At 29.2% G+C, this 13245-nt stretch carries 8 protein-coding genes; 1 reads left to right on the top strand and 7 read right to left on the bottom strand.

Annotation, left to right across the window (positions count from 1 at the left end; all coding sequences use genetic code 11):
* Positions 1–11: 11 nt before the first annotated feature.
* The 7 genes from ACJDT4_RS09875 to ACJDT4_RS09845 all read right to left on the bottom strand — a co-directional run bounded on the left by ACJDT4_RS09875 (position 12) and on the right by ACJDT4_RS09845 (position 10861).
* Positions 12–263: a methyltransferase gene (locus ACJDT4_RS09875; RefSeq protein WP_406787394.1), complete on the bottom strand. Its 252-nt coding sequence runs from the start codon at positions 261–263 to the stop codon at positions 12–14.
* Positions 256–4860, bottom strand: coding sequence for a type VII secretion protein EssC (gene essC / locus ACJDT4_RS09870; protein ID WP_406787393.1), 4605 nt, complete (start codon positions 4858–4860; stop codon positions 256–258). Before essC ends, ACJDT4_RS09875 begins: the two co-directional genes overlap by 8 nt.
* 51 nt (positions 4861–4911) lie before the next feature.
* The gene (locus tag ACJDT4_RS09865; RefSeq protein ID WP_406787392.1) at positions 4912–6240 is read right to left on the bottom strand and encodes an FHA domain-containing protein; all 1329 of its coding nucleotides are present in this window, start codon (positions 6238–6240) and stop codon (positions 4912–4914) included.
* Positions 6241–6445: 205 nt separating this feature from the next.
* Positions 6446–7231 (bottom strand): PP2C family protein-serine/threonine phosphatase, encoded by a 786-nt coding sequence (locus ACJDT4_RS09860; RefSeq protein WP_406787391.1) that lies wholly within the window; start codon positions 7229–7231, stop codon positions 6446–6448.
* Between the two features lie 11 nt (positions 7232–7242).
* Complete coding sequence (locus ACJDT4_RS09855; protein WP_406787390.1) at positions 7243–8649, bottom strand: FHA domain-containing protein; 1407 nt, start codon at positions 8647–8649, stop codon at positions 7243–7245.
* 16 nt (positions 8650–8665) lie between these two features.
* Positions 8666–8914, bottom strand: a complete 249-nt coding sequence (locus tag ACJDT4_RS09850; protein WP_406787389.1) for a hypothetical protein — start codon at positions 8912–8914, stop codon at positions 8666–8668.
* A gap of 15 nt (positions 8915–8929) precedes the next feature.
* The gene (locus ACJDT4_RS09845) at positions 8930–10861 is read right to left on the bottom strand and encodes a protein kinase domain-containing protein (protein WP_406787496.1); all 1932 of its coding nucleotides are present in this window, start codon (positions 10859–10861) and stop codon (positions 8930–8932) included.
* 180 nt (positions 10862–11041) lie between these two features.
* Here ACJDT4_RS09845 and ACJDT4_RS09840 point away from each other — a divergent pair, with 180 nt between their 5' ends.
* Positions 11042–13240, top strand: coding sequence for an Ig-like domain-containing protein (locus ACJDT4_RS09840; protein ID WP_406787388.1), 2199 nt, complete (start codon positions 11042–11044; stop codon positions 13238–13240).
* The last annotated feature ends 5 nt before the right edge of the window (positions 13241–13245 follow it).

Raw genomic sequence — 13245 nt, 5'->3', positions numbered from 1 at the left:
TAAAATTTATATTATATTAACATCAGCTTGGAACCATTTTTTAATCCAAGCTCAGCTGATGACATATTGATATTGTAAATTGCTCCTGATACCCTATCACATATTACTGAATCATCTTGTCCTATAAAGTAGTTTTCAGATAATTCTTCAATCATATGGACTACCAACTTAACAACCTCATAAAATTTACTTTTAGCCGGTATATACACATCATAATTTTTATTTATAGCTGGCACATATACATCAACCAAAATTTTATCCATATATATCATCTCCTTCACTGTTCGTTGATGATAATAACTTTATGAGTCGTGCTTTCCCATTTACAATTACATATCCAAAGTCATTTTCAATATTTTTATATAATTCTTTGGACATGTTTGAAATTTTAAATTGATACTGATTTCCTATTCCATCACCAATCCAAAAGCCCCTATTAAATGGAACCTTTTTATACCAGTTTTCGAAGGAATACGAACTTAAATTTCCTACAGCATCGGCAATAATAAAGAATACATTATATTCTATTTCACATTTTTCAAGAAGAATATTTAGCTTATCCTTTGCATCATCTGAAAGAACACTTCTTAAATTTGACATAGAATTTATAATACAAATCAATCTTTCAAACTTAGGAACATCTTCTCCTTTTTCCTTTGAATCCTTATATGTGTTATTTCTATATACCAATGTATTAAATAAATAAACAACCATATCTTCTAATTCTGTATCAGATTTTGCATATTTATATTTTTTATCTTCAGTTTTAGTAAACATATCTATTGGATCTAGTACAACTAATTCATCTACCTCTTTTAGTACAAATATTTCTGATAACCCCTCTAAAAAGCTTACACTGTTATTGTCAGCGGATAATACATAATTTATATTTACACCTTCAAAATTGTAATAAGCTGTTTTAAGGCTAGCTTTTTCAACTCCAATAGGAACTCTATCAAAATCATTGTGCACTATTTCGCCTTGAAAATAATTTACATCAGCTTTTTCAGGTAATATTGGAACTCTTTTAGCTGCTGCTCCCTTCCAAGTATCTGCATATTCCTCACAGTATCTTCGTATAAATTCAAATATACTATCAGGACGGTTGCCTACAATTGCAGTTTGAAATTCATACACATCGTCTTTCTTAAAAATTCCTCTTCCTCTATAATTAGATGGATAAACTCCATGTATGCTTCCAAGCACCCCTGGGTAATCAGCTACATCATTTAATTGTAATACATACAGCTGTTTAAAGTTTTGCAAGATTCTATATCTAACAGCACTGGTATTAGCTGAAGTAATAACAAAATAAATGCCATATTTAGTTCCTTCACGAGTTAGATAGGCTACATTATCCTCAAGTTCATCATAAACTTCTGTAAAAGCTGAGAAGTTATGTATTATAACAATTATAGTTTCCTTACTGCCACTCCCTTTTGTGACATATGAAATGTAGTCCCCACCATATTCTGAAAGTATCTTTTTTCTATTCTCTATTTCTTTATTTAACATTTTAAATAAATTACTAACTTTTTCGCTTTCATGCGATAAAATTACATCTCCTACATGTGGAGCCTTTGAAAACGCATTAAGAGTTTCAGAGGCAAAATCAAGAATATATATATTAAGTTCACTTGGAGAATGATCCTCCATAAGGGAATACATCATTGTTGTTAAGAAAGTTGTTTTACCATTACCAGCAGCTCCATAAACAACTATATTCCCTTCTTCTGTAATAGGAAGTGTCATAGGCAACTGCCTTTGATTTGATGGATCATCAATTTCTCCTATAACAGGATTAAAAATATATTTTTCGTTCTTAGGAATCCCATATTTCTTTATTAAATTTGATACATAAACAACACTTGGTATTGGATCTAACCAAAGTGGTCTAACCTTAATTTTTTCTTCCTTTGCAAGATTATCTAGATATTTAACCACTTCATCAATTTGTTTTGGTGGATTTTTTATCATTGCTTTTTTACTATTAATCTTGCCTTCCTTAATTGTATGTCCTAAATTATCTATAATTGAAACTTTATCATATGTCTTTTTTTCTACCTGCTCTGATGGATAATATGGTGCACCACCCCAAGCCGACTGTCCAAGCTCAAATAATTCATTAAAACCAACTTGCATATAAAATCTTCCTGTTAAAGAAAGTTCCGCTGCATCTGGTCTTTTTATAACATCCATACTATCTTCTTTTTCCTGAACCTTAAGGCATATTCTAAATCTTGTGTTACTCCATATTTGGTCATCCACCACTCCAGATGGCTTTTGTGTTGCAAGTATAAGGTGAACACCAAGACTTCTTCCTATTCTCGCAGCACTTACAAGCTGATTCATAAATTCTGGCTGCTGTGTTTTTAATTCTGCAAACTCATCTGATATTATAAACAAATGCTGTAGTGGCTCTGTAACAAGTTTTTCCCTATAAAGCTTCTGGTATTTATAGATATCAATATTGCTAACATTTAATTTTTTACCTGTTTCACTAAAAATAGCTTGTCTACGTTTAAGCTCACTTTGAATTGATACAAGTGAACGGTTTACTGCTGCACCATCCAAATTTGTTATTGTTCCAGCTAAGTGAGGTAATTTTGTAAAAACATTTGCCATACCTCCACCTTTGTAATCAATAAGTATAAATGCAACTTCATAAGGATGGTAATTTACAGCTAATGAAAGAATTAGTGTCATGATAAGCTCACTTTTACCAGATCCCGTCATTCCCGCAATTAATCCATGAGGTCCATGATATCTTTCATGAAAATCAATTTTAAAAGCTTCACCACTAGTATCAACCCCTAATGGAATTTCTAGCGATGCAGTTGGATCATTCTTTCTCCAGCGTTCAAGCGGGTTTAAGTGTTCAATTTTAGAAACATTATACATTTCCAAGAATGTCAAAACCTTAGGCAAACTATAGGAAGCATCTAATGAATCAAGCTTTATATTTGCCAAATGCATTGCTATATCGTCTATACTTTGTCTAAGAAAAATATCTGGTTGAAAATCAGTATGCTTTCCTGTAATATCACTTTTATCATATATCTTACATTCACTATCACCTAACTCTATAATAGTTCTGCATTCTTTTGGCAAATTCTTAAGTTCATCATAAAGAGCCACCAGACTAAAACCGTAATTTAACTTACTCTCAAGTATCATATCCACAATTTCAGCTTTTTTAGCAAGTTCCCTGCTCATTGAAAATACAATGTAGTACGGTCCCATTTCCTCAAGACTTTTATCTTTACCCATACCTTTTCTCTTTTTAAATTCTGCTGTACAATACGAGGAAAGTTCCCTTACTTCATTTGAATTTTCAGCTATGTACCTTATGGTTTTATCCTTATTCCAAACATGTGGAAGCCATTTTACAAAATTCCATATGTTTTCTTCATTTTTATCATATATAAATACAAGCTTTAGTTCATCATAACTATGCAGTGCTGTAAGCTGGACTATAATACCTTTAATGAGTTCTATTACTTTCGATCTTTCACCAATTAATCCAGAAATCCATTTTTCTAAAAGAGAAATAGTTACAGGAACCTGCTCTAGCATTTTAGGCTTATCAACTAACTTATACAGTTCATCCTTCAGCACATCGTCATCCATAGAAAAACTTTTTTCAGAATAACTTATATCAGCCTCTAAAGGTATACTGCCAAGCCCAAGCCTTACAGTTAAAAAATCTTTATGTTCGTAGGTTCTCTCCCAAAGATTTCTCTGCTTAAGCTTAATTCTACTAACACATTCATCTAGAGTTACATTATTCTCATGAAGTATCTTGCTTTGATGAATGCACTCTTCTACAATCCTCTGATCCACTTTCTTTAAATACTTTCTATACTTTTCTTGTCTTAGCTTTTCTTTTTTCTTTCTCCTCTTTGTTTCATATTTCTTTGACATTATTGGAAAAAGTACTGTTCCTAAAAGCATACTAAGAGACATCATAAGCGTTGGCATTGCTGTCATTATATTTCCATGAGTACTCATAACATTTTGCAGTGTAATAACACCTGTAAAAAGTGATGTCATTCCCATTGCTAAGGATGGTCCTAATATAAGCATAAGCGGCATATCATCCTGATTTCCAATTGCTGGCGGAGAATCTATTCTTATTTTTACCCTTTCAATATCTCTTTTAAATCTTGGTGAACGATAAAATAAATTATCACTGTTTACTTCATCTTCTTCATCATTTAATGCTTGAACTTCTTGTTTAATAAATTTTTTCAAAACTTTTTCATTGTATTTAACCTTATTATCAGGATTATTTACAGCTAAGAACCCTTTCCCAATTATAATTTTCAGCCCTAATATGTAAACTACATCACCCGGTACAAGCTCTTTTTCTTTAACCTTAAATCCATTCACAAAGGTTCCATTTGAGCTGCGTAAATCTTTTATAGTAATATTTTTTTCATAAACATCAATTTCTGCATGCTTAGATGATACAAAACTATTTTCAAAAGCTATATCGCAATCGCTATTTCTACCAATAGTAATTTTATTATTGGAAGAAAAAATAAATTTTTTAAAGTACCGCCTATCATCTGTAACTGGTTCAGAATATACAAGTGCACTTTCATTAAATTCTACAAAATATACATTATAAAATTGCAGCGGTTCTATTGCCACCTTAGAAAGCTTATTATTATTTTCATCTCTTATAACAACTTTTTTATTTGAAATCAAAAACCACTTTTCTTGATAACCTTCAACACTTATAACATTTTTCTCACAACCGTCAGCATCTTTTTCAGTTATCCAGTACTGTCCATTTTTCTTTTCTGGCAAAATACAAGAATTTATAGACTCCTTTTTTATTAATGTTAACTGCATTTAATACTATCCCTTCGTCATAAATTTAATTTTGTAATACATACTGTCTAATCAATTACAGAAAAAGCAATAACTCTGATCTGCGAAAATAATGTTATCTTTGCTGTTGAGCTTGTACCTCTTATTAGGTTGAAGCTTAACATTATTCAAATACGTTCCATTACTAGAATTATTGTCAATAATGTAATATTCTCCATTATCCGATAATATAGCTGCATGCTTACCTGAAACTGTAGGCTTTTCAATTACAAAATCTGAATTTACCTTGTCCCGTCCTATATTAAATTCTGCCTTATCTATATAAATTTTGTCTGCAACTTCAGAATCTGGCTTTATGATATATGCATTATTTGAACTATCATTAAATAGAACGCTAGTACCATTTTCTTCATCCAAAATACTATGATCATTTTCTTTTTTTAATTTTCTCGAATCCAAATCAAATTCTTCTTTAATTACTGGACTGTATTCCCTTTTATTAACTCTTTTATGAGCATCTTCAGCTCTCCTTACTATATCAATATCTTCCTTTACCTGCTGATTTTCATAACTCATATCACTTTTTAAATTAGTATAAACTTCATCTTCACTGCTCTTCTTTTTATTTCCTGTCAGGCACACTATTATAAAAGAAATTAACTCTGCTGTAAAAAATAATATTGAAAATCCAATTAAGGCATTATACCCAATATACTGTATTATTAATTTAATTTTAAAATAATTACCTATTAATGGTACACATATGCATAAAAAAAGGATACTACAAAATGAAATAACAAAGCCCTTAAATTTGCTAGGCTTTTTAGAATTTCTATCATTGTTTTTATTAAAACTTGATATTTTATTTTTAAAGTTATTAATATCAAAATCATCATTATTTGTCTTAGATAAAATAAAGCCTACTAACTCTTCTCCACCTCTTATTTGACTGCTATTTACTAATTGCCTTAAAAGTATTTTAAGATTTTCTATAGTTGAATTACTATAATCATTAGAACTAACAGGCGCATATATAAATTTAATATCATGACTATATGCATCTATAAACAAATATTTAATATCTATAACTAGATTTGAAGTTACAAGCTTGTGCTTTTTTATCCATAAAATCAAATCAACAATTTGCTCTACTACTTTTTTAAATTCATCAATTGAAAAAACATTCTTTAAAATAAAATTTTTAAGAGGAATATAACTTTCAACATAATATAAAATGCAGTTTGCTTTATACTTATCCTTAATACAATTAATCAAGTTATTTCCACTACCATTAACAATAGAAAATTGATAATCATCTATAAAGCTATCAGAATTTATAACAAGCTCAATATAGTTACTATCACTAAATTCTATGTTTTTTATAAAATTAACCTTACTCATAATTCACCATCCAAAATAAATATACACCCAACCATTATTATTCATAATAATCAATATAATACCATATAATATATTACTTTTCCACTTTTTTTATAAAATTTAATATACAATTAAACTTGCTATTAAACTAATATATAATATAAGTGTTCTAATATTAGACTACATTTTTAAAAATGCTATTCTTTACACTTGTTAAAAAAGCTTACTATAATATTTTATTCTTCTTTACTCCAACTAAAATCACAGAAATATTATCAGTTTCACCTCTACTTCTGACAAGTTGAACAAGCTTTTTAGCTGATTTTTGCAAAGTTTCATCATCAAAATCGTCATTTATAATATTTGATTTTATATCCTCCTCCTTTAATTTATTGTAAAACCCATCGCTGCATACCACAAAAATTTCCTTGTCACTTAAAATACCACTTTGCTTAAAAATATCAATTTCTTTTTTTACACCTACGCACTGCATAAGCACATGCCTATCAGGGCTTATTTTTGCTTCTTCTTGTGTCATCATATTATTTTTAACTTTATACGCAACGTACGAATGATCTTCTGTAAGCATTTCTATTTTATTTTTCACACTATAAATTCTGCTATCACCAACATGTAATATGTAATATCTAACACCATATATAAATATTAGAGATACCGTAGTGCCTAACTTCTTATTTTTCTGAATTCCATATTCAATTATTGTTTCATTTATTTTCTTTAGTACAGAAGATAACATTGTTGGAATTTCATCTTGTATCTTTGTTTTTATTATTTGAGCTAATTCTTCTTCCCACCACTTCTTCAGCTTTACAACAGCTGTATTACTTGCAATCTCTCCAAAATCTAATCCTCCTAGCCCATCACATACAACAAACATTCCAAAATCTCCGCTTTTATCTTCTCCTATTTTTACCAGTATATTATCTTCATTTGTATCTTTAAAATTTCCTTTATCACTAAAAGCACCAGCTATCAAATTAAATTTATGCATAACTCACCTCTTCAATTAAGCCTAAAAGCATAAGAACTATCGGCAAATTTTATAGAATCATTTTCTTTAATCTTATATAATTCATTGCTTTCTAATCTCTTATTATTAATATAGGTTCCATTCTTAGAATTTAAATCCTTAATATAATATTCCGAATTTATTTTTCTTATCTCCGCATGCATTTTTCCCACTGCTTTATTATCACTTACATAATCAACAAGCTCAGCCAATCTTCCAATTTTAAAAATATCTTTATTTATATAAATTTTTTCAACAATGCCATTTTTATTTTCAACCAAATAAGGATATTCTTCTTCAATAATTTGTGTAGAGTAAGACATTTGAGACACAATTTCCCTCTTGGACATTTTTATATTATTTGTATTCTTTGCCGTTATACTGCGAATATTTTCTGTGTTTTTACTTGCTACTTTAGCTTCATATGCTCTTTTTTTACTTGACAAATTTAATATTAAAAATAAAGCTAAAATTAAATCTATTCCTAAAATTACTGAAATAATTATAGATTCAATTAAATATCCCTGATCACGGAAAAAAAATATAACCGAAAACACACCAGCTGCAGCAGCCAACTGAATTGCTGAAATTATAAGACCATATTTAACATTTAATCGCCTTATTTTGATTTTTCGTGTTTTAATTATGTCTTTAACATAACTATTTTCTTTATCATCCCTTTTTTCAGCATCACATTTAATAATTTCAGTTCTAGGATTTATCATATCATCCTGATCCTGTTTCAATACTTTGTGAACTACAGGCTCTTTTTTAAAACTTTTAATATTAATCGGTTGTTCTTTCTCCACTTCAACCTTACTCATATTAGCAGCTTTATCTTGAGAATATTTACGAAGAAGCTCTTCAAATTCATCTATACCAAACGCTTTTTCCCTAAGAAAATTTAATACTTTAGATATAAAATTTTCCCTATCATCAATTCTAGCAGCATCTATAATCAACATCTTAGTAAATTTAGAAAACTCATCTGACAATTGAAGCTTCCTAGGCGTCTTAATAGGAAGACAAATAAAATAAGGATCTCCAGAATAAATATCAACATACACTGATTTTGAATCCAAAAAGCTAAATCCTTTAAGCTTCGTAGTCTCTATTTTTTTTAATTCTCTCAACACTTCAAGCAAAACATTGGAAAACTCATTTACCTTCAAAATTTTATCCTTTAAATATTCTTCAAGAGTAATTTTATTTGTAATATCATATAAAACATCAATTTTTTCTTTTCTATTTTCCACTTCTACACGAAGCAAATTGGCTTTCGAACTATTTATAATATCAACTTTTTCTTCATCAATATTTTCCCAGTCATCAAAAGTTAATACAGCAAATTTCTTTTCTATACTTTTTTCTGAAATATTTATATTAGAGCAATTATCCATAATTACATCCTCCATCCTATAAACAAACAGTTTCATCTTTGTTTTTGTCATCAAGTAGTACTGTGCTATCTGTTAAGTTGTCCAAAGTAACTGTTTCCTGTTTGTCATTTTCCTTAATATCGTAAACTGCCTTAGAATCATCTGCTTTTTCATAGTCACCCTTTACATCTTTGCTTTTAATAGCGTAATACAAAATCAATATGCTTACTATAATCCCCAAAGCGCCAACAACTATTTTAGCTATTTGAATCTGCATAGAACTCATTGAAAAAAGCCTCCTTCACCTTATGATACCTTGATTTTTAAGATCATTGTACTTTTGACTTAAATTCATAAATTCATTATCATTCTCATTGTATTTTTTAGATATTGTAAGCTTATAATACTTAATAAAATCACTATAATTTCTTTGATTACTTGAAAGTTTTTGTTGTCCATCATATTCTAAAAGTGCAAGTTCCATGTATCCTTTATAATCATCCGGAAACATCTGAATTTCCTTTTGAAATGAGTTTTTACTTTCGCCCGCATTATCCAAATACTTATATATCATTCCCAGCTTACAATAAGAATCTGATATTTGGCTCCCTGCATTTATGGCTATTTTATAATTTTCAAGTGCTTTATTTAAATACAATTTATATTTTTCCTGCTCCAGCTTTAATTCACATGCTTTACTGTAATACGCCTCTCCCAGCTGTTGATATAATATTATATTATTTTTATCAACAGATAGAGTATTAGCCTTCTCCAGAATGGATATTTCTTTATCTGTATTTCCATCAAAAACTTGAGGATTATCTCTATAAATTTGAGCTAAAGTTATATATGCACCAATTTTAAAATGTATATCCGAGCTTCCATCTATGTATTTTTCAAGATTATTAACAGATTCAACAACTTCATTATCCTTACTTATATTCAATGTAGATAAAGCTTTTGCAACTACTTTATAGTATTTAAGAGCGTCAATATTATCAACTTTTTTTCCTTTTATTTCATCAAAATACTTGTACGCTTTACTATAATTTTCATAATCAAAATATGCCATTCCAACCACAAATTTAAGATTATCATCTTTAATCAAACTTGAATTCTTAGATGTTACGTATGTTTCAACAAAATCTACACACTGATCATACTGCCCATTTTCAAGATACGTGTTAATAGCTTTTATATATGCTTTTGAATCTTCCTCATTTTTATTTATTGCAGCTTTAAAACTATCAATAGCTTTATTTGTATTTTTCAAGCTTCCTTGTTTATCACCATTTTCAATCATATTATTATATTCTTTAATACTTTCAGCCTTAATCCCAAAAATTCCAGAAGTAATCAAAAATACAGAAAAAATAAACATTATAATACTAACGAATATTTTGATATATCTCTTTCTTACTTCCACTTTATACTTAGAATTAAGCTTGTGTATATTTTCTAAATCATTAAGCATTTCCTTTATTGACTGATATCTCAAGTTAGGATCTTGTTTTGTACATTTCTCTATAATAAATTCCATCCCTTCGGAAAGTGATGGATTTAATTTTCTTATTGGCTTTATCTCAAATGGTGGATCATTTGGACTTTTACCAGTAATTAAATGATACAGGGTAACACCCAGACTATATATATCTGTTCTAGCATCACTTTGATAATCTCCATATTGTTCTGGAGCAGCATACCCTCTTGTACCTATATAAGTTGTATCTTTAGAAACATTTTTCTTATACTTTCTTGCAATTCCAAAATCTATAAGCTTTATCTGACCTCTGCTTGTAAGCATTAAATTTCCCGGCTTCATGTCTCTGTATATTATTGGATTTGGCTTTTGACAATGCAAATAATTTAAAACATCACATATCTGCTTAGCCCAATCAATTACAGTTTTTTCATCAACCATTCCTGATTCTATAATAAGCTTATCAAGTGAAATCCCATCTATAAAATCCATAACTAAATATACACTTTCATTTTTTTCAATAATGTCAACTATTCTTGGAAGGGCCGGATGGTCAAGATTTTTTAGTATATTAGTTTCGGCAAGTAAATCAATAGATGAGTTAAGGCTTTTTTTCACTTGCTTAATTGCCCAAAACTTTTCAAGTTTAATATCCTTAGCAAGGTATACTATACTCATACCGCCCTTGCCAAGGACATCTACAATCTTATATTTATTATCAAAAATTTCATTTTCCAATTTCAAGTAAAACACCCCATATATAAAAATCAATAATATAATATCACTTTTCAGCATAATATTCCAGTTTATTAAATTCAAAAATTAATTCATTTAAAACTATTATTAAACTTTTTTAATTTTTTAGTTGAATTTTTGGGCTGCTTGGTATATTATGTAATCTAGTACATTTTATATGTAAGGGGGAGTAAATCATTGAATCGTAAAAAAATTTTTTCAGTAATTTTGGCTTCATTGTTTATTTCAAATGTTTTTACACAGTCTACTGTACTGGCTGTAGGTACAAGCAATAATCAAAGTATAAATTCATCTATAAACAAAAATTCAAGCGATAAACCTTCTGATATTCCAGATGATGGTACACCGCTTATAATAGGAATAAGTAATAATTCTGCTTCATCTAAGCCAGTAAAGCCAATAATAAAAATTAAAAATTCATTACTAGATAAAAATTATATTGGTGATAATAACTTAGTACATGCCACATTGAACGGTAAACCATATAATCTAAAATTTATAAGTAAAGATAATGATATATTAACTTTAGAGGGTGACACAATTGCCGATGATACACCAAAGGGTGAGAAGAATACTCTTATAGTATATGCTCCTGATAAAACCTACCCATATTCAAGTTCATGTACTAAAAGTACAAAAATTCAATTTTCGATAGATTCAATTTCACCAACTATTTCGTTTAACGAAGTATATGGAAGAAACATACAAGATGGTGGTAATTACACCGGGACAGTTAGTCCAATTATAACTATGTCTGACAATTACCACATTGCTAGCTATTCAATAACCTTAAATGGAGAAGCATACAAAGGATATGCTAATGAAAATATTAATGGGAACATAACATTTGCTGGAAGTAAAATTGCTCAAGATGGTAATTACACTTTAAAAGTAACTGTAAAAGATGATGCAGGTAATACTTCTACCTTCAGTAAGTCTTTTGTAATTGATAATACTGCTCCAAGTATAAGTATATCTGGTGTGAAAAATAATGATTATTTAAATAGCAGTTCTGTAACACCTTACATTAACATTCAAGATGCAAATTTTGATCCTACTAAGACAAGCTTTGTTGTAAAAAAAGATGGTGTTGAAATACCAGTTGATATAATGCGAGATGATAGTGGACTATATTATTTTACCATCTATGATGAAGGTACATATTCTATTACAGCAACTGCCTATGATAAAGCTGGCAATGAATCTACTCTTGAACCTATAAGCTTTGTAATTGACAGGACCGCACCAGTACTTAATTTTAATTTTTCAGACAACCAATATTTTAATAGGTCGTTTAGACCAATTATCACAACAGAAAATAGTGATGATTTTATAGACAAGCTAACTATAAACGGTATTGAATATTCTCCAAATGATATTCCAGATTTTTTAGCAAATAATGTGTATGAAATAACTGCTGTTGGTAAAGACAGAGCTGGTAATTTTAGCCCTGTATCACATTTAAGGTTCACAATAGACACTATTGCTCCTATTATAAATGTTTCTAACTTAACTGATGATTACTACTATAATAGTTCAGTAACGCCTTTAATAACGAGTACAGATATAAATCCATACTTATTTACAATGACTTTAAATGGCTCAAGTTATAATAATAGTATTATTTCTGCTGAAGGAAATTATGAGTTAGTAATCACTTCTACAGATAAAGCCTCAAACTCTTCGGAAAAAATTATAAGGTTTGTTATAGACAAAACTGCACCTTCAATTTTGCTTAAAGGATTAACAAATGGTGGTATATTTAATCATTACATAAATCCATATATATATATAACCGACCCAAATTCATATATGTCATTACTTATGATTGATGGAGAAGATTATCATGGAGGCATTATTGGAATGGATGGGAGGCATACTTTACTAATAGAAGCTGTAGATAAAGCTGGTAACATAAGAAAAGAGGCAATCAGTTTCTTTATAAAGGCTGCTCCTCCTCAAATATATGTGTCAGGTCTTGATGACGGAAAAACTTACACTGGCTCTGTAACCCCCAAAATTTCCTTTTCAAAGGATGCTGTTGAATCTGAAACCACTGCAACCTTAGATGAAAAACCATATAATCTAAATGATAAAATATCTACTGTTGGAAACCATGAATTAGTTATTTCAACTAAAGATTTTGCAGGAAATAAAACAACAAAAAGAATTAACTTCTCAATTGCAAGTGATAAAAAACCCGTAACTGCACAAATAAGCAATATTGTAAAAAAAATCATTCCAAGTGCCAAAGCAGCAAATGGCAATACTCCTTTATATGCAATTATTGCTGTACTTGCCGCAGCAGGAATTGGCTTGTTTTCAATATTAAAATTTAGAGCCAAGAAAAAAATAATCAAACCAAAAACTAAGTAACTATA

It is taken from the genome of Clostridium neuense, assembly GCF_045310695.1.
Taxonomy (GTDB): domain Bacteria; phylum Bacillota; class Clostridia; order Clostridiales; family Clostridiaceae; genus Clostridium_S; species Clostridium_S neuense.
Note: the sequence above shows the minus strand (reverse complement) of the source record. Positions and strands in the feature narration are given on the sequence as shown.

Excerpts from the sequence above, each read along its gene's own strand:
- ACJDT4_RS09855 (WP_406787390.1), bottom strand. The coding sequence starts at position 8,649 with ATGGATAATTGCTCTAATATAAATATTTCAGAAAAAAGTATAGAAAAG.
- ACJDT4_RS09850 (WP_406787389.1), bottom strand. The coding sequence starts at position 8,914 with ATGAGTTCTATGCAGATTCAAATAGCTAAAATAGTTGTTGGCGCTTTG.
- ACJDT4_RS09875 (WP_406787394.1), bottom strand. The coding sequence starts at position 263 with ATGGATAAAATTTTGGTTGATGTATATGTGCCAGCTATAAATAAAAAT.
- essC (WP_406787393.1), bottom strand. The coding sequence starts at position 4,860 with ATGCAGTTAACATTAATAAAAAAGGAGTCTATAAATTCTTGTATTTTG.
- ACJDT4_RS09860 (WP_406787391.1), bottom strand. The coding sequence starts at position 7,231 with ATGCATAAATTTAATTTGATAGCTGGTGCTTTTAGTGATAAAGGAAAT.
- ACJDT4_RS09865 (WP_406787392.1), bottom strand. The coding sequence starts at position 6,240 with ATGAGTAAGGTTAATTTTATAAAAAACATAGAATTTAGTGATAGTAAC.